Origin of the sequence: Actinophytocola sp. (assembly GCF_036402745.1) — a bacterium.
Lineage (GTDB): Bacteria > Actinomycetota > Actinomycetes > Mycobacteriales > Pseudonocardiaceae > Actinophytocola.
Window position 1 is genome coordinate 81,978 of the sequence record NZ_DASWSJ010000043.1, and the last position, 17,277, is coordinate 99,254.

Annotated in this window: 17 protein-coding genes; 11 read left to right on the top strand and 6 right to left on the bottom strand. The window is 68.9% G+C overall.

The window, feature by feature from the left end:
- Positions 1-364 precede the first annotated feature (364 nt).
- Genes VGD70_RS04770 through VGD70_RS04795 form a run of 6 tightly spaced genes read left to right on the top strand, consistent with a single transcriptional unit; the run spans position 365 to position 5,860 of the window.
- Positions 365-2,002, top strand: a complete 1,638-nt coding sequence (locus VGD70_RS04770; RefSeq protein WP_331078489.1) for an ATP-binding protein — start codon at positions 365-367, stop codon at positions 2,000-2,002.
- Positions 1,999-2,394, top strand: coding sequence for a roadblock/LC7 domain-containing protein (locus tag VGD70_RS04775; protein ID WP_331078491.1), 396 nt, complete (start codon positions 1,999-2,001; stop codon positions 2,392-2,394). Before VGD70_RS04770 ends, VGD70_RS04775 begins: the two co-directional genes overlap by 4 nt.
- A gap of 5 nt (positions 2,395-2,399) precedes the next feature.
- Positions 2,400-2,756 carry a DUF742 domain-containing protein gene (locus tag VGD70_RS04780; RefSeq protein WP_331078493.1) on the top strand — a complete coding sequence of 119 codons (357 nt, stop codon included), beginning with the start codon at positions 2,400-2,402 and terminating at the stop codon, positions 2,754-2,756.
- Positions 2,737-3,354, top strand: a complete 618-nt coding sequence (locus VGD70_RS04785; protein ID WP_331078495.1) for an ATP/GTP-binding protein — start codon at positions 2,737-2,739, stop codon at positions 3,352-3,354. The genes VGD70_RS04780 and VGD70_RS04785 overlap by 20 nt, the downstream gene beginning before the upstream one ends.
- Positions 3,355-3,386: 32 nt before the next feature.
- A complete protein-coding gene (locus VGD70_RS04790; RefSeq protein WP_331078497.1) occupies positions 3,387-4,598 on the top strand; it encodes a cytochrome P450 in 1,212 nt (403 codons plus the stop codon).
- A 26-nt stretch (positions 4,599-4,624) separates the two neighbouring features.
- Positions 4,625-5,860, top strand: a complete 1,236-nt coding sequence (locus tag VGD70_RS04795; RefSeq protein ID WP_331078499.1) for a cytochrome P450 — start codon at positions 4,625-4,627, stop codon at positions 5,858-5,860.
- Between the two features lie 248 nt (positions 5,861-6,108).
- Here VGD70_RS04795 and VGD70_RS04800 read toward each other — a convergent pair whose 3' ends face one another.
- Complete coding sequence (locus VGD70_RS04800) at positions 6,109-6,867, bottom strand: hypothetical protein (protein WP_331078501.1); 759 nt, start codon at positions 6,865-6,867, stop codon at positions 6,109-6,111.
- A 467-nt stretch (positions 6,868-7,334) separates the two neighbouring features.
- Here VGD70_RS04800 and VGD70_RS04805 point away from each other — a divergent pair, with 467 nt between their 5' ends.
- Positions 7,335-8,408, top strand: a complete 1,074-nt coding sequence (locus VGD70_RS04805) for a helix-turn-helix transcriptional regulator (protein WP_331078503.1) — start codon at positions 7,335-7,337, stop codon at positions 8,406-8,408.
- Positions 8,405-9,625 carry a hypothetical protein gene (locus VGD70_RS04810; protein ID WP_331078505.1) on the top strand — a complete coding sequence of 407 codons (1,221 nt, stop codon included), beginning with the start codon at positions 8,405-8,407 and terminating at the stop codon, positions 9,623-9,625. Before VGD70_RS04805 ends, VGD70_RS04810 begins: the two co-directional genes overlap by 4 nt.
- Here VGD70_RS04810 and VGD70_RS04815 read toward each other — a convergent pair.
- On the bottom strand, positions 9,560-10,063 hold the full coding sequence (locus VGD70_RS04815) for a GNAT family N-acetyltransferase (RefSeq protein WP_331078507.1): 504 nt from the start codon (positions 10,061-10,063) through the stop codon (positions 9,560-9,562). The two genes, VGD70_RS04810 and VGD70_RS04815, sit on opposite strands and share 66 nt — an antisense overlap.
- A gap of 139 nt (positions 10,064-10,202) precedes the next feature.
- The gene (locus tag VGD70_RS04820; protein WP_331078509.1) at positions 10,203-10,733 is read right to left on the bottom strand and encodes a flavin reductase family protein; all 531 of its coding nucleotides are present in this window, start codon (positions 10,731-10,733) and stop codon (positions 10,203-10,205) included.
- Positions 10,734-10,899: 166 nt separating this feature from the next.
- Here VGD70_RS04820 and VGD70_RS04825 point away from each other — a divergent pair, with 166 nt between their 5' ends.
- Complete coding sequence (locus VGD70_RS04825) at positions 10,900-13,623, top strand: glycosyl hydrolase family 95 catalytic domain-containing protein (RefSeq protein WP_331078511.1); 2,724 nt, start codon at positions 10,900-10,902, stop codon at positions 13,621-13,623.
- A gap of 59 nt (positions 13,624-13,682) precedes the next feature.
- On the opposite strand, the gene VGD70_RS04830 is transcribed toward VGD70_RS04825, so the two are convergent.
- The 3 genes from VGD70_RS04830 to VGD70_RS04840 form a co-directional block, all read right to left on the bottom strand.
- The gene (locus tag VGD70_RS04830) at positions 13,683-14,552 is read right to left on the bottom strand and encodes an SAM-dependent methyltransferase (RefSeq protein ID WP_331078513.1); all 870 of its coding nucleotides are present in this window, start codon (positions 14,550-14,552) and stop codon (positions 13,683-13,685) included.
- A gap of 64 nt (positions 14,553-14,616) precedes the next feature.
- A complete protein-coding gene (locus VGD70_RS04835) occupies positions 14,617-15,465 on the bottom strand; it encodes a helix-turn-helix transcriptional regulator (RefSeq protein WP_331078515.1) in 849 nt (282 codons plus the stop codon).
- 123 nt (positions 15,466-15,588) lie between these two features.
- Positions 15,589-15,792, bottom strand: coding sequence for a DUF397 domain-containing protein (locus VGD70_RS04840; RefSeq protein ID WP_331078517.1), 204 nt, complete (start codon positions 15,790-15,792; stop codon positions 15,589-15,591).
- Between the two features lie 479 nt (positions 15,793-16,271).
- On the opposite strand from VGD70_RS04840, the gene VGD70_RS04845 reads away from it, so the two are divergent.
- On the top strand, positions 16,272-16,541 hold the full coding sequence (locus VGD70_RS04845) for a hypothetical protein (protein ID WP_331078519.1): 270 nt from the start codon (positions 16,272-16,274) through the stop codon (positions 16,539-16,541).
- Positions 16,542-16,582: 41 nt separating this feature from the next.
- A complete protein-coding gene (locus tag VGD70_RS04850) occupies positions 16,583-17,137 on the top strand; it encodes a GNAT family N-acetyltransferase (protein WP_331078521.1) in 555 nt (184 codons plus the stop codon).
- The last annotated feature ends 140 nt before the right edge of the window (positions 17,138-17,277 follow it).

The following is a 17,277-nucleotide window of genomic DNA, read 5'->3' on the forward strand; positions in this document are numbered from 1 at the left end:
GTTTCAGAAATCCTTTCATACCACCCCTTTCCCCGGCCGTTCGCACCGGGGACGCCGGGTGGCACGATGGTGCCGGCACGTTCCGGCGCGCTTGACCACTGGGATAACCTCGGGTCTCGCTGCTTACGGAGAAGTGCGAACGGTGAGGAGAAGGATGCCCGCCCGGGATGCCTGCGGTTCCCGCCAGAACCTGCGGAAAGTCCCCGGTGATAGCACCTGTCGCGCTTGGACGGAACCGCGCGACACCGTCGCCGCCGTGGGATTCGTCGGATACCCGCGTGGACATCCGTATCGTCACCGCGCCCGCCTTCGTTGAGCAACGGTATCGGTCCAGTCCCCACCCCGATCTTGGCCATAGGTGATCATGACTTCTTCTTCGCCCGCGTCGGCCGGGCCGCGGCACGTGGGCCCGTGGATATGCGTCGGCGCCGTCACCGCTTACGTCCTAGGCTCGCCCTTCTTCCTCCGCAACACCGACGACCCCTTATGGCTGGTGCTGTGGATCCTCATCGGCACGATCGCGATCGGCGTCGTGATCGCCGGTGCGGTGCTGTCCGCCCGTGCGGGTCGTGAGCACGTCGACGAGCTGAACCAGCTCGACGGCGAGAACCAGGACCTCGCCACGCTGTCCGAGACCCGCCGGGCGGCGCTCGAGAGCCTCGTCGACCAGCAGCTGCCGGCGATCGCGCGCGGCGCCGCCCCGCCACCGCTGCCGGACCTCGGCGAGGACGACCTGTCCGCCACCCTCGTGAGCCGCGGGGTGGCGCAGCTGGCCCGGCTCCGCGAAGACCAGCGCGCCGGGCAGGACGCCGTGCAGGCGGCGGTCGTGTCGCTCGGTCGCAAGGTCCAGGCCTCCGCGCACCGCATCCAGGAGGAAGCCGCGCGGATGGTGCAGCGGCACCCGACCGACGCCGACGTGCTGCACACGAGCATGCGCGTCGACCACGCGGCGGCCCAGCAGGCCCGCAACGCGCAGAGCCTCGCCGCGCTGTGCGGGGAGTGGCCCGGCCAGCAGTGGCACCAGCCGCTGCCGCTCGCCGACGTCGTGCGCGCCGCCGCCGGCCGGATCACCGCCTACCAGCGCGTCGAGGTCTCCGGCGACCCCGGGGTCGCCGTCTCCGCCCGCGTGGTCGAGCCGCTGATCCACGTGCTCGCCGAGCTGCTGGCCAACGCCACCCAGTCCTCGCCGCCCACCACGCAGGTGCTCGTGTCCCTGCGGCACGTCCAGCGCGGCGCGGTCATCGAGATCGACGACGGCGGCGTCGGCCTGGACGACAGCCGGCTCGAGCAGGTCCGCGAGATCGCCTCGGGCCGCCGTCCGGTCGGCCTGTCCGAGCTGGGCGAGATCCCGCAGACGGGTCTCCCGGTCGTCGGCGCCTACGTGCGCCGGCACGGCTTCCGGGTCGACGTCACCGAGTCGGTGTACGGCGGGCTGCGGGCCATCGTGCTGGTGCCCGCCGAGCTGACCGAGCCCGTCGCGCCGGCGGGCATGGTCGCCGCCGGTGGGCACGCGCTGGCCCGCAGGTCCGAGCGGCACGGCGAACCCGTGCTGCCCGAGCAGGTGCGGCCGGAGCACGCCGGTCCGGTGGTTCCCGAGCAGCTGATGCCGGAGCGGTTCTCCGAGCCGACGCCCGAGCGGTTCGCGGAGCCGGCGGGGGTGGACGCCGACGAGCCCACCATCCCGCCCACCGCGCGGCCCGTCATACCACCCACGATGCCGCCGCTGGTGCCCCCGGCCGCGCCCGAGCCGCCGATCGCCCCGGCCCCCCAGCCGGCAGCGCAGCCGACCGGTCAGGCGGACCAGAACGGCAACCACGAGCTGCCCGCGCTGCCGCGACGGCGGTCCCGCCGCGGGGAGACCGTGCCCCCCTCCACGGTGGACTGGCCGGAGGAGCGCACGGCCAACGGCGAGCCCGCGCAGACCGCCGAGCAGGCCGGTCAGTGGATGGGCGCCTTCTTCAGCACCGAGCACGGCGAGAACACCCGGGAGGAACAGCGATGACGGCCCAGGCCGGCGACAACAGCTGGATGCTGGAGCTGATCAGGACGGTACGGGGGGTGCGGCACGTCGTCGTGCTGACCTCGGACGGCCTGCTCAAGGTACGCACCGACCACACGCCGGTCGACGTCGCCGACAAGCTCGCCGCCGCGTGCGCCGGGCTCACCTCGCTGGGCCACGGGGTGAGCAAGGAGTTCGGCTCCGGTGCCGGGCCGCGCCAGGTGATGGTGGAGTTCGACGGCGGGTTCCTGTTCGTGCGCGGCGCCGGGGACGGCTCCCGGCTCGCCGTCGTCACCGAGCCCGTGATCGACCCGGCGCTGGTCGCCCAGCAGATGCAGGCCCAGGTGCTCGTCATCGGCGAGCGGACGCTGTCCACGCCCACCCGCGGCGGCTGATCCCCGTGCACGGCGCCGATGACTACAGCGACCACCCGGTGCGGCCCTACGTCATTACCTCGGGCCGCGCCCACCCGTCGCGCAACACCATCCGGCCGGAGACGCTGCTGGTCGTCGACCCCGACGCGCCACCACCCGTCTCCGCCGGACGCCAGCACCGGGCACTGCTGGACATGTGCCGGGGCATCCTGTCGCTCGCCGAGGCGGCCGCGCACCTGCGGCTGCCGGTGAGCCTTGTGGTCGTGATCGCCTCGGACCTGGTCGACACCGGCCATCTGTCGATTCGTTCCGCCCAGCCGCGCTTCGCGCTGCCCGACCGAGATCTTCTGGAGAAGGTGCTGAATGGTCTCCGCAAGCTCTGACCCGACCGTGCCTGAGCGGTACGTCTCGCCGACCGTGGCCCAGTCGGTCAAGATCCTCGTCGTCGGCGCGTTCGGGGTCGGCAAGACGACGCTGATCGGCTCGGTCAGCGAGATCACCCCGCTGCGCACCGAGGAGACGATGACCGCGGCCAGCGTCGGCGTCGACTCGCTCGCCGGGCTGGACGACAAGACCACCACCACGGTCGCCATGGACTTCGGCCGCATCACGGTCAGCCCCGAGGTCGTGCTGTACCTGTTCGGCACGCCCGGGCAGCGGCGGTTCTGGGACCTGTGGGAAGGCCTGGCCGACGGCGCGGTCGGCGCGCTCGTCCTCGTCGACCCCCGGCGGATCGAGGACAGCTTCGAGGTCTTCGACCAGCTGGAGCTGCGCACGTCGATGCCGTTCGCCGTCGCGGTCAACCAGTTCCCGGATGCCCCGTACTACGACCGGGAGCAGCTGCGCACCGCGCTGGACCTGCTGTCGGACACGCCGATCGTCATCTGCGACGCCCGCAGCAAGGACTCCGCCGCGGGCGCCCTGATCTCGCTCGTGGAACACGCCCTCCATTTCCCCGCATCGTCGAAAGCGCTCGCCTAATGCCTGCTACACATCGTCTGCGACTGTCGGACATGACCGACCTGACGCCGATCTCGGCGACGACGGTCACCCACGACCCCCAAGCCTCCTACCAGGCGCTGCAGGATCGGTGGGGCCTGGTCGCGCCCGTCGAGCTCGAGCCCGGCATCCACGCCTGGCTCGTGATGGGTCACCACGAGCTCTGCCAGGTCGTGCGCAACGAGCAGCTGTTCTCCCGCGACCCCAACAACTGGCGGCTCTACACCGAGCAGGTCGTCGCGCCGGACTCCGGCCTCGGGCCGATGATGTTCCCGCGCGACAACGCCTACTTCGCCGACGGCGACAAGCACCGCAGGCTGCGCGGGCCGCTCGACGACGGGCTCGCGAGCCTTGACGAGCACCGGATGAGCCGGTTCATCCGGTCCACGTGCACCGACCTGATCCGCAAGTTCGAGGACCAGGGCAAGGCCGACCTCGTCTCGGACTACGCGGCCGTCGTGCCGATGCTCACCGTCGCGGGTCTGTTCGGCATCGGCATGGAGCAGGGCGAGCAGCTGCGGCAGGGCCTGATCGCGTTGTTCAGCTCGGCGGAGAACTCCCAGGAGCCGGCCCTGGTCATCGAGCGGATCCTCACCGGCGTCATGCACGCCCGGCGCGCGGCGCCCACCGACGACCTGACGACCGCGTTCCTGCGGCACCCCGGCCTGCGCGACGACTTCGAGATCCAGCAGTCGATGGTGCTGATGATCTCCGCGGGCTACGAGACGACCACGACGTGGATCGCCCAGACGCTGCGGCTGATGCTCGCCGACCGCCGGTTCGGCGGCCGGCTGCGCGGTGGCCGGCTCGGCCTGGACGACGCGCTGGACGAGGTGCTGTGGCGCGACCCGCCGATGTCGAACATGCCCGCCCGGTACGCGCTGGTGGACTGCGAGCTCGCCGGCATGCCCATCCAGCGCGGGGACGCGCTGATCCTGGGCCTGGCGGCCGCGAACGCCGACCCGCGGGTGCACACCGACGACCCGTGGCTGGAGATCGGGAACCGCTCGCATCTCGCGTGGAGTGCCGGCCCGCACGCCTGCCCGGCACAGCGCGCGGGACGGATGATCACACGGATAGCGGTCGACACCGCGCTGCACCGGCTACATGATGTGACGTTGGCACTACCCGCTGACGAGGTCATGCTTCTGCCGTCTCCCTGGACCCGCTGCCCCGCCAGCTTGCCAGTGCGCTTCACCCCGTCCGGCCAGGCACATCCTGGCTGACCACTGACAAGGCAGGAGGCATCTCGATGACCGACTCGGTCACCGCCCAGGTCCCCGTCATCCGGCTCGACCCCATGGGTGCGGACCACCATGGCGAGGCAGCCCGGATGCGTGCTCTAGGTCCGGTCGTCCGCGTCATCCTGCCCGGCGAGGTGCCGGTGTGGGCAGTCACCGACCACGCTCTGCTCGGCGAGCTCGTCACCAACCCGTCGGTCAGCAAGGACTGGCGCAACTGGAGTCTCGTCCAGGACGGCACCATCACCGACGACTGGCCGCTGGTGGGCATGATCAAGGTGACGAACATGGTCACCAGCGACGATGCCGTCCACGTGCGGCTGCGCCGGCCCGTCACCCGCACGTTCACCCGCGGCCGGGTCGAGCAGCTTCGCCCGCGCCTCAACGAGATCGTGGACGCGCTGCTGGACAACCTGCCGGCGCTGGCCACCGACGGCGTCGTCGACCTGCGCCAGCACTACGCCTATCCCGTGCCGATGCAGATGATCTGCGAGCTCACCGGGGTGCCCGTCGAGTGGCGCCCCCGGCTCCGGGAGCTCGTCGACAGCATCTTCCGCACGAACACGACGGCCGAGGAGGTGGTCGCCACCCAGCGCGACCGCCACGAGCTCCTCAACCGCCTGGTCGACCTGCGCCGCGCCGAGCCGGGCGAGGACCTGACGAGCGCACTCATCACGATGGGCGAGGCCGACGCCGAGGCGCTGACGCAGGAGGAGCTGATCGACACGATCTGGCTCCTGCTGACCGCCGGCCACGAGACCACGCTGGGCCTGATCGTCAACGGTGTCCGGGCCCTGCTGACCCATCCCGACCAGCTGACCATGGCACTGAACGGCGACGCGGAGACGTGGTCCCGGGTGGTGGAGGAGACCCTGCGCTGGGACTCGCCGATCGGCAACTTCCCGGCGCGCTACCCGCTGGAGGACCTCACGATAGCGGGCGTGGACATCCCCCGCGGCGACGCGATCCTGGCCCCGTACAGCGGCGTGGGCCGCGACCCGTCCTACCACGGCCCCACCGCGGACCAGTTCGACATCACCCGCCCCCCGGCCAAGCACCTGGCCTTCGGCGGCGGCCCGCACATCTGCCTGGGCGCCCACCTCGCCAGGCTGGAGGCCCAGGTCGCCCTGCCGGCGTTGTTCGCCCGCTACCCGGACCTGTCCTTGGCGGTCGACCCTGCGGAGCTTGTCCCGGTGCCGTCCTTCTTCTCGAACTCGGCCGCAGGCCTGCCGGTCCGCCTGGCCTGACACCCTTGCGAAAGACGGTCGGTCAGCGGATGTCTCGCTGACCGGCCGGCCGGCGCCTGCCGTTGGCTTCTGGCCGCAGTAGCGGGATAGGCGGCGGTCGTGGAATGGGCGGCGCCGCGATCGTGATCGGCCGCTGGGCGGCTGCGGTCATGAAAAAACGGTCGGTCAGCGGGAATCTCGCTGATCGACCGCCCGGCACCTGCCGACCGCCCCTCGGCGCGGCCGGGAAAGGCCGCGCCACCTGTAGGTCAACCCGATCTCAGCGTCGGGGTCGGTTCCGTCGAGTCGTCGTCCGGGTCGTCCTTCTTCGTCAGGTCCTCGATGACCTTGCTCGTGATGCTGGTCCGCCGACGCAGGCGGGCCACCTGGGCGCGGCCGGCGGCCAGGCTCGCCGAGCGGCTCGCGGAGCGGGCCCGGCTGTAGGCGCGGTCGATCAACGGGATCGTCCGGCTGATCGCCTGCGCCTCGGTCGACAGCTGGACCCAGCCGCGGTAGGGCTGGCCGCCCACGTCGAGCTGCACCAGCGGCTTGAACGTCTCCTCGTCGATCCCGTCGTAGCCCTGCCGGACCACCGAGCGGTGGATGTGGTCGGACACCACGAGAACGAGCGGTTCGCAGGTCTGCCGGAGTGCCTCCTTGAGCTCCGGCGCGTCGACCAGCCGGGCGGTGATGTTGACGTCCTCACCGAACGCCCCGCGCGGGTCGAAGTGCGCGTCCCCCGCGTGGATCGCGACGCGGAGGCGGAACTCGCGCTTCGGGTGGTCGGCCGCGTGCTTGCCGAGCAACCTGTGCAGCGCCGGGATGAACGTGCTCACCACGAGCGTCTTCGGCGCCTGGTCGACGGGGTGGATGAAGGCGATGAGCCCGTCCCCGCGATCGGTGGGCTGGTCCCGCAGGTCCTTGGTGATCCCGCACGCCTCCAGCGCGGCCTCGAAGATGTCGTAGAGATCGTTGCGGAGGATCGCGGTGTCGTAGTTGTTCCTAGTTGTGGAACCTTCGATGTCCACTGCGATCATGGTGCGCTGCAGTGGCACTGGCGACAGGGCTCTCATGACGACCCCGCCGGCTGCTCATGTGAGGGCGACCGTCGCGGCGAAGCGGTAACGCTCACACCGGGACGAGTCGGCTAGTCGGAGATCGTGCGACAAGGACTTCATCACAGCTCCTACCTCGAGCCTCCGCCTTGTGGGCGGAAGGTGCGGACACTGTTTGGTCAGCTGCTCTTCAAACTTCAGAAAACTTCAGTTAAGCTGAACCAAACTACCGACAACTTCAAGAATAGGTGCTGGCGTGGCGACTAGGCAAGCGGTCGACGGGAGTGTACGGAGGGTGAGTACAGTTCCGCTCGACCCTCGCTGAACCTGGGATGTCGCATGCGTGTCAAGCAATGCTCGATGGTCACCTGGTATTTGGTATCTGTATACTTCAGCCTTTCGGCATCGAGACTGAAGTTCTGCTGAAGGACGTGGATGTCGTGAACTCACCTGAAGGGCTGGCACTGGCGCAGCGGCTCCGTGACCTGCGCGAAGGTGGCGGCTGGCCGGGTAGGCACATCACGCAGGCCGAGCTGGCGGAGGCGCTGGGCGCGAGCGTGCCCTCGATCTCGTCGTGGGAAAGCGCCACCAACCAGGCGAAGCCGCCCCGCAAACGGCTGGAGGCCTACGCTACGTTCTTCGCTACCGAGCGCTCGGTGGCGGAGACCCCGTACCGGATGCTCAGCTACACCGAGCTGACCGCCGACGAGCGCACCCGCCGCGGTGAACTGCTCCGCGAGCTGGTCGGCCTCCGGAACAACGCCCCCACCGAGGCGCCCACCGCCACCTCCACGCCGTTCGCGGAGAGCCCGTGGCACTTCACGCCGGACCAGGACATCACGATCGTCGGCTCCGAGCTCCCGGAACGGCTGAAGGTCAAGCTGCCCAACGCCGATCCCGACGACCCGGACTTCGTCGACCTGTACAAGTACGCGGACCTGGACGCGCTGCTCGAGCTCCACGGACACCTCCGCGCGGCGAACCCGAACAGCAACGTCTACGTCCGCACCCCGGCCGAGCTCGAGCCCGACGACTACACCAGCCACCTGGTTCTGCTCGGTGGCGTCGACTGGAACTTCGTGACCAAGGACCTGCTCGAACGCGTCGAGCTGCCGGTGCGCCAGCTGGGCCGGCCGGATGCCGACGACCCGGGTGGCTTCGAGGTCGGCGAGGGCGCCAAGGCCCAGCTGTTCGCGCCCAAGTTGCGGAGGGTCGACGGCGGCGTGGTGCTGCTCGAGGACGTCGCGCTCTTCTACCGGGCCCCGAACCCGTTCAACGACAAGCGAACCGTCACCATCTGCAACGGCATGTTCGGCCGGGGCACCTACGGCCTGGTCCGCGCGCTGACCGACGCGAGGTTCCGGGACCGCAACGGGAAGTACCTGCGTGACCAGTTCGCGGGCATGAACGAGTTCAGCATCATCAGCCGCATCCAGATCGTCGCCGGACGAGTGCTCACTCCGGACTGGACGAAACCCAGGTACAAACTACATGAGTGGCCGGTGACCAAATGAGCGATACCGCCCCCGCTGACCGTTCTCCCGCAACGGTTTCGGCCGACCACCACGGCTCGCACCAGGGGCTGCTGCACAAACCGCTGGAGCACGAGATCCGGCCCAGGCCGGTCGACGCGATCATCGTGCCCACCGTGCGCTACGGGACCGCGCTCGAGCCCGCGATCAAGCTGGCCGAGGACCTGCGGTCCACCCTCGTCGTGCTGTGCAGCAAGTGGTCCTCGACCGAAGCCATCGCCGCGCTGGCGCGGCGGCGCAACGTCGACCTCGTCGCGATCGACGTGCGCAAGCTGCCCGACGGGCTGATGCCCGAGTTCCAGGCCGACAAGGTGATCCGGGGCGGCCGGTTCGAGCGGTGGACCGACACCAGCCTCAAGCGCAACCTCGGCCTCCTCCTCGCCCGGCTGGTCGGCTGGGAGCGGATCGTCTTCCTGGACGACGACATCATCGTGTCCGAGCCGAAGGACCTCGCCGACGCCGCCGGCCTGACAGACACCTACGCCGGGGTCGGACTCGCGATCGGCGGGTACCCGGACAACTCGGTCGTCTGCCACGCCTACCGGGAGGCGGGCGGCGCGCAGGAGACGTTCGTCGGCGGGGGCGCGCTCGCGGTCGGCGCCAGCTCGCTGACCTCGTTCTTCCCGAACATCTACAACGAGGACTGGTTCTTCCTGCTCGGGGAGAAGGACCTGCGGCCCACCTCGACCGCCGGGACCGCGCTCCAGAGGCCGTACGACCCCTTCGCCGACGAGATGCGGGCCCGGCTCGAGGAGCTGGGTGACTGCCTGGCCGAGGGGCTGTTCTGGTTGTTCGACAACAAGAAGCAGATCAAGGACGCCGACGCCGCCTACTGGCGGCAGGCCCTGGACCGGCGGATCTCGTTCATCTCCAAGGTCATCACGATGGTGAAGGCGATGAGCCCGGACGCGGCGCAGAAGCGGATGCTCGCCTCGGTCAAGGCCGCTCGTGGCCGGTGCCAGCTCATCACGCCCGAGCTGTGCGTGCGGTACCTCGACGCGTGGCAGGCCGACCGGCTGACCTGGCGGATCCACTCGGACATGCTGTTCAGCACCCATGCGAAGGGGCGCGAGGACCGCAGTCCCAGGACGATGATCTCCGCGCTCGGCCTGGGTTCGATGACCACCTTCGTGTCACAGCGGCTTGACCATGATGTGGCAGATCTCGACCTTGCGCTGCCCATTGCCGTCGGTGAGTGACAGGCAGACCACCGTCGAGTGCGGCCACTCGCGGTAGCCGAGGCGGGCGTACAAGCGGGCCGCGCGGACGTTGGTGACCTCCACGGCGAGGGCCACCCGGTCGTAGCCCTTGGCGTACAGCCACCGCTCGGCGGCCTTGATGAGGCGGGTGCCGATGCCCTGGGCGCGGTGTTCGGCGTGGGTCTCGAGGTGGGTGAGCAGCGGGGTGTCCGGCAGGTGCTCGCGGATCTCCGGTTCCTCCGCGGGCTCCAACCAGAGGTAGACGACGCCGACCGGCAGGTTGTCCTGCCATGCCGTCAGCAGCCGGCCGAGGCCGTGCTGTTGGCGCGACAGGCGGTCGGCGAAGAACGGCTGCTGGCCCATGGCCTGGGTCAGCGCCGGCAGGTCCGTCGAGCGGGCCTCTCGTATTTGCAGGTCACCCATGAGCTTGTGCCCCACAGTACCGAAAGTCCGTCGTGCAGCCTGCAAAACGGTAAACGTGACCGAGGGCAGGCGGCCAGCTCAGTCGTGCAGAATTTCGCAAGAATACAACTTGTACATGAAAAAAATTGACTTTGCCTGGTCTGTCTCGCGACAGTCAGGCCTCGTGACCTGGCTCGAGGTCCTTCACATCCTGAAAGGACAGTTGGCCGCCGGTCGCCTCGCCGGCGTCGACCACGTCGAGCAGGAAGCCCTCGTGGTCGCCGGTGTCGTGCCGGCTCAGCACCCGCCCGACGAACCACTGTGGACAGTCGGCGAGGACCGGTACGCCGCCGGCGCCCGGGTGCCAGTCGCACAGGGCGAACTTGTCGACCTCGTGACCGGTCCGCGAGCCGAACAGCTCGGCCAGCGCCCGGTCGGCCGAGGTCGGCACGTGCACGGCCAGCAGGCCGGCGCGCCGGGCGACGTCGTGGGTGTGGTTGTTCTTCGACAGCCACACCATGAACCGCGGCGGGTCGATGCCGCACTGTGTGGCGAAGCCGACGAGGCACCCGGCCCGGCGCTCGCCGTCGGTGGCCGTGACGATGAACATCGGGTAGTCGAGCCCGCCGACAAGCGCGTCGAACCGCGCGGCGACGGAGTCGTCGGCAGTGTCGTCGGCCCTGTCGGCGGCAGAGGAGGTGGCCATGCCGCGGGAGGTACCCAGCCTGGTGCGGGTGAACCAGACATCCGATCTCCAGCCTTGCATGATCGTGCAAGAAGCTGACTTTCGGTCTTGACTACACACATACCTCGGATGTTCACTGGTCGTGACATCTCCGCCCCTGCTGCTTTTCTCCGGAGAGGACCGAGTCGTGCGCACCGTGTCCAAGGTCATCGTTGCCCTTGCCGTCCTCGCGACCCCGCTGGCGGGCCTGCCCGCCGCCCCACCCGCCGCCGCGTCCCCGACCGACGCCGCGTTCAACACCTCCAGCGGCGCCCTCGACGTCGACTACGCCGGCTATCTGTCCAAACACGACATCGTCTACAACCGGCCCAACACCAACCCGGCCTACGGGCTCACCGTCGGCAACGGCCGGACCGGCGCGATGGCCTGGCAGGCCAACGGTCTCACGATGCAAGTGTCCGGTGTGGACGTTTCACAGCAGACCGCGTTCGGCGCGGGCCTGGCCAACCTCGCCACCACGCCGGCGATGGACTCCGGCTACAGCACCTACCAGCAACGCCTGTCCCTCTACGACGGCACGCTGACGACGAAGTACGACTCGAACCGGACCGTCACCGTGATGGGCTCGCCCAACTCCGAGGTGATGGGCATCCACGTCGACGACACCCGCGGCGGCGTCTCCGCCGTCACCCTCGAGCTGTCGCTCTGGGACGTCGCGAACCTCGCCAACAGCGGCGACGTGCCCAACCTCGACACGTGGCGCACGGTGTCCACCTACGCCGACGCCGGCGGCGCGGGCCTGAGCCGCGGCCAGGCCGACCCGCAGAACTTCGGCTACACGCTCGCCGCCACCGTCGAGGGCGCGAACTACTCCGCGTCGGTGGTGAACGGCAGCCGGGTGCGGCTCTCGATCACCCCGACGTCGAGCTACACGATCTGGTTCACCGCCGCCACGCGGCTCAACGCGCCGGGCAACAACTCGGTCAACCAGGCCAGGAACGCGCTCAACGCGGTGAAGGGCACCGGCTACAGCACCACGCTGAACAACTACCGCAACTGGTGGCACTCGTTCTGGGGCAGGTCGTTCGTGCAGTACTCGGGCCTGTCCGGGGACGCCGACTACCTGGAGAACGTCTACTACCTCAGCACGTACCTGATCGCCGCCGGCGGCTACGGCAACTACCCGTACCACTTCATCAACGGCGTGTTCCGCTCGACGGGCGACGCGACGAAGTGGAGCAACGCCTACTGGTACTGGAACCAGCGCGACGTCTACAACTCGTTCCTGGCATCCAACCACGTCGACCTGATGAACAACTTCAACCGCCTGTACAGCCGGAACTACAACGCGCTCAAGGCATACACCCAGACGCGGTACGGCGTCGACGGCCTGTGGGTGCCGGAGACGATGGGCTGGGACGGCAACGCGCGCGGCACGGTCGGCAGCGACTACACCAAGAACATCCTGTCGACCGGCTACGAGGCCGCGTACAACATGTACCTGCAGTACCGCTACACCAATGACGGCACCTACCTGCGTGACACCGCGTACCCGTACATCCGGGAGACCGCGAAGTTCTACTCCCGCATGCTGTCCGTCGACGGCGCCGGCAAGTTCTACATGGCCAGCTCCAACTCGCACGAGACCTACTGGAACGTGCGCAACGCGATCACCGACCTCGCCGCGGTGCGCAGCATCTTCCCGGTCGCGATCCAGGTCTCCCAGCAACTCGGCGTCGACGCCGACCTGCGCCCGCAGTGGCAGAACATCCTCAACAACCTGGTGCCGTACCCGACGGAGAACAGCGCGTACGTGCCGCACCAGCCGCCGATCTCGCAGACCCGCAACAACGAGAACGTGGCGGCCGAGCTGATCTGGCCCTACAACATCACCGGCATCGGCTACCCGGACTACCAGACCGCGGTGAACACGTGGAACCGCCGGCCGTTCCCGTACGGCAACGTGTGGGCCAACGACGCGATCCAGGCCGCCCGGCTGGGGCTGGGAGACCAGACGTTCCAGGGCATGAAGACCATGCTGCGCCAGTACCAGAACTATCCGAACGGGTTCACCAACAACACGAACGGCGTGTTCGAGTACCACGGCGTGCACCTGTCGGCGATGAACGAGGCGCTGCTGCAGTCCTACGACGACAAGATCCGCGTGTTCCCCGCGGCGCCGGGTGACTCGTCGTTCGTCGGCAAGTTCACCCTGCTGGCCAAGAACGGGTTCCTGGTGAGCTCCGAGCGCGAGGCCGGCGAGACCAAGTACGTCGGGCTGCGCAGCCAGTGGGGGGCCACGGCGCGGGTCGTGAACCCGTGGGGCACCCAGCAGGTGCGGGTGCGCCGCGCGTCGGACAACGCGATCCTGCTGACCACCTCCAGCGCCGAGTTCGAGTTCGCCACCGCGGCCAACACCGTCTACGTGGTCGAGCGGACCGCCAAGCCGCTGACCAACTACACGCCGGCCCGGCTCACCGGCACCCAGAACCAGGGCGCGAAGTCGTTGAGCGGCACCGCGTCCACGCTGGGCATCGCGTCGACGGCCAACCCGATGGTCAACGACACGGCGGCCACCTACGACAGCAACTGGTACCTGACCACCAGTCGCGGCTACGGCGACTACAACGACGACACCCACCACAGCACGGTGGTCAACGCGGCCGCGTCGTACACGTTCACCGGCACCGGGATCGACTACCTGTCCGAACGCTTCAGCGACATGGGGACGGTGGACGTCTACCTGGACAACGCGTTCCAGGCCACGGTGGACCTCCGGGTGAGTGGCGCCCGCCAGGTGCAGCAGGTGGTCTGGCAACGCGGCGGCCTACCGCGCGGGCAGCACACGATCCGCGTCGTCAACCGCAGCACCTCGAACGGCATGATCGACGCCTTCCGGATCACCCCGTAACGGACCGCCGGGCCGGTGGGGCGGAGCGTCCACCGGCCCGGCGCCGCTACGTGGCTTTCCTACGTCGCCTTGCGCCCTACGCCGGCCCAGATGACGGCGTGGCTGGGTGTGTCGAAGGTGATGGGTCTGGCGTTCGGCCCGGTCTCCTCCGGGTGCCACTGCGGCGTCCAGACCATGCCGGGGTCGATCAGGGCGAAGTCGCCGAACATCCCGCCGATCTCGGCCTTGGTCCGCCAGATCGCCTTGCTGCTGCTGGAGGTGTCGTACATGCGCTTGAGGCCCGCGAGGCCCGCCCTGGGCTCCGGGGGGATGTCCTCCTCGGTGACATGCGAGATCGCGAGATAGGAGCCGGGTGGGAGCAGCTCGCGGTAGCGGGCGAGGGCCTGCTGGCTCATGTCGGTGCCGTCCGGGCCGGGCTGGAACACGTGCAGCACCGCGATGAGCAGCAGGGCCACGGGTTCGTCCGGGTCGAGGATCCCGGTGGCGACCGCGTCCCGCCACAGGCCGTCCGGGTCGCGCAGGTCGGCGTGGATCACCGCGTGCCGGGCGGGGTCGCCCTCCTTGTCCAGGAGCAGCTCGCCGTGGGCCACCGCGACGGGCTCGTTGTCGACGTAGACCACCCGGGTGTCGGGGGCGACCTCGTCGGCCACCTGGTGGGTGCTCCCCGCGGTGGGCACGCCGGCGCCGATATCGAGGAACTGGCGGACCCCGCGTCTGGTCAGATGCCGGACGACCCTGTTCAGGAACAGCCGGTTGGCCAGCGCGATGTTCCTGACCAGCGGGAACTTCTCGATGACGCGTTCGCCGAACTCACGGTCGATCGCCCAGTTCGCGGTGCCGCCGAGATAGAAGTCGTAAACCCTGGCGACGCTGGGCCGGGTGAGATCGACGCCTTTGGGTGGAACCGGCTCCGACTTCGGCTCAGGCACGGAAATCAAGTCCTTCCCACGGTTGGCTCCGATGCTATCCGGTTCGGGCCGGGCAAAGAAACCGCTACTCGTTGTCCGACCATGTCCAGGTGGCCCGGGTATCCGCGATGAGCTGTTCGAGGAACTTCTTGCTGTCGTCCGGGTCGAGGGCGGCCCGGTGGAGCTTGTGCCAGTTGTCCCGGCATTTCGCCACGACCTTCTGGGCGGTGGACGCGCTGGTATTGATCAGGTTTTCCTGGTAGGCGAAGTCATCCTGTTTCCCGGCGAAGTGCAGGACCGTGAAGTCGGTTTCGACGAACGCGATGTCGGCCTCGAAAGTCAGTATCTGCAGGGTCAGCCGGTCGTAGGTGTCGCTGAGCCGTAAAAGGTGCTCCGCCTGGTCCACCACGACTGCCGGCGCCCGGCCACCCGGCATGCGGTGCAGTGACGACTCGCTCAGCACGACCCGATAGCGGGGCGGGTCCTCGACGGTGAACACCATCGCGCGGGAAAGTCGCCGGCGCAGCAGTGGGACCACGTTCTCCTCTCCCTCGAGCGCGAACTGCTTGAGCATGTAGTGCTCGGACTGCAGCGGTCCCGGAATGCGCTCGTGGTGCCACGCCAGGATCTCGACGGCGTCGGCCTCGGCCTCGATGAGGCGCTCGAAGTCGGCCGGCTGCTTCGGCCCGGCGTCGGGGCGGCGGCGCCTGCGCTCGGCCGCCAGCGCGGTCAGCCGGGCTCTGTCCTCGGCCGTGACCTGGTAAAGGTCGAGCATCGCGGCGAGGTCGCCGGTCGCGACCGACTCGGTGGTGGAGTCCTCGATCTTCTGGATCTTGCCCTGCCCGCAGCCCAGGGCCCGCGCCACGTCGTGCTGGGTGAGGCCGGCGCCCACCCGAGCCTTCCGTAGCTCGCGCCCCAGTTGGAACAGACGCATAGTGGCTTTTTTCGCCACTCGATCTCCACCTATCACTCGGAGGAACGACCGTGTTCCCCGAGAGTAGGCGACGCTCGGTCACCACACAAAACTCCGGATTAATCCGGTGCTTTCTTGATCAGCTCAGTGGCCCGTGTGGGCGAGGAAGGCGGCCCATTCCCGGCGGTCGAAGATCAAGATTCCGGCGCCGGCCGACTTCGAGTCCCGCACGCCGACGACGCCGTGGTTCCCGTTGAGTTCGACGCAGTTGTTGCCGGACGGTCCGCACCGGCTGGACCGTACCCAGCCGTCGTCGGAAAATGTTGGTCGTCGCGTGGTCGCGTTCATGGGCGCTCCCCATCGTGTTGGTCATGAACGCGATTAATCTTGCCCCGAGATTAATCGGGAGGCAACCCCGTGTGATGACATTGTTGCAGACTGCCACCGGTTTTCCGCAGCCGATAGATGCCGGCCGCCTGTTGTCTCGATTGCGATTAATCGGATTTGTGCGCCGCCAGCGCGGCTGATCAGTGCTCCTGTTCCACTTGAGACCATTCGCCGTGAATTTCGCGCCGCTCGGCGCTCGTGCCGAAAGGGGTGAGTGGTTGATCACGGGGTCGGGCACTATGGAACCGTTCGAGGCCGACGCCGGCCTGGGGGTGGCGTCAGCGGACAACCGAAAAAAAGTGCGGCTCCCTGGTGGTTCAGGGAGCCGCATCGGCTGCTACCCGAGAATTGGGATCCTAGGAGTATCAACCATGTCCAGTATAGAACCCCAACCGTCGATTAATCCACCCGCGGATGGCCGGGTGGAAAGGACGGTCCTGGTGGTCCACCTCCCGACCCCGGCACACACCGACGACTGCGCCGACCGGTGCCGGTCGGGCCGGCACCGGGCCGGTGCCGAGTCGTGGTTCGACCTGCTGGAGCGGGCACTCCAGTCGTGGCCGATCACGCTGCGGATGGCGGTGCTGGTGTTGGTGCTGGTGACCGGCACGGCCGCGGTCGCCGCCGCGCTCGGGGTGGCCGGGCAGTTGTTGCTCATCGCGCTCGGGCTTCGGGCCCACCGGCGCCGGCGCCGTCCACCGGCCACCTGATGGGTCCACTTCGGACCGGCCGGCTCATGCATCATCGAGGGGTGGACGTCACGACCTGGTACCTCGAGCAGACCGACCCCTCCGCCCTGCGCCCGGCAACTGCCGTCGCGGTCCCGGTGACCCGGGCGGAGGTGGTGAGCCCGGCGCTGAGCCGCTACCTGTACACGGCCGTCGGTGGTGACTGGTACTGGCTCGACCGGCTGGCCTGGTCGTACCGGCAGTGGCAGGAGTGGCTGGACCGCCCCGGCGTCGAGACCTGGCTGGCGACGGTCCGCGGCACCCCCGCCGGCTACGTGGAGCTGGACGGCTCCGGTGCCGGGGAGGTCGAGATCGCGTACTTCGGCCTGCTGCCGGAGTTCGTGGGCAAGGGCCTCGGCGGGCACCTGCTGACCGAAGGAATCCGCCGGGCCTGGGCGTTGGCGCAACGCTGGCCCACCTTGCCCCCGACGCGCCGGGTCTGGGTCCACACCTGCTCGATGGACGGCCCGACGGCCCTCGCGAACTACGAGGCCCGAGGCCTACGCCGATACCGAACCGAACACGCGACCGTCGACCTGCCGCCGGTTCCGCCCGGCCCCTGGCCGGGGGCGCATTAGTACTCCAGCAGCACTTCGTGATCTTGGCCGTGTAGGTTGTCGATCTTGTGTTGACTGATGAGGATTTGGTTGCCTGGATCGCTGGCTTGGATGAGCTGTTCGCGCGGGTCGCGGGGCGTTTCTCCCGGGTTGAGCCACGG

Coding starts and splice junctions, on each gene's coding strand:
- VGD70_RS04840 (WP_331078517.1), bottom strand. CDS start 15,792: ATGAACGCGACCACGCGACGACCAACATTTTCCGACGACGGCTGGGTA.
- VGD70_RS04790 (WP_331078497.1), top strand. CDS start 3,387: ATGACCGACCTGACGCCGATCTCGGCGACGACGGTCACCCACGACCCC.
- VGD70_RS04835 (WP_331078515.1), bottom strand. CDS start 15,465: ATGCGTCTGTTCCAACTGGGGCGCGAGCTACGGAAGGCTCGGGTGGGC.
- VGD70_RS04820 (WP_331078509.1), bottom strand. CDS start 10,733: ATGGCCACCTCCTCTGCCGCCGACAGGGCCGACGACACTGCCGACGAC.
- VGD70_RS04795 (WP_331078499.1), top strand. CDS start 4,625: ATGACCGACTCGGTCACCGCCCAGGTCCCCGTCATCCGGCTCGACCCC.
- VGD70_RS04785 (WP_331078495.1), top strand. CDS start 2,737: ATGGTCTCCGCAAGCTCTGACCCGACCGTGCCTGAGCGGTACGTCTCG.
- VGD70_RS04770 (WP_331078489.1), top strand. CDS start 365: ATGACTTCTTCTTCGCCCGCGTCGGCCGGGCCGCGGCACGTGGGCCCG.
- VGD70_RS04775 (WP_331078491.1), top strand. CDS start 1,999: ATGACGGCCCAGGCCGGCGACAACAGCTGGATGCTGGAGCTGATCAGG.
- VGD70_RS04810 (WP_331078505.1), top strand. CDS start 8,405: ATGAGCGATACCGCCCCCGCTGACCGTTCTCCCGCAACGGTTTCGGCC.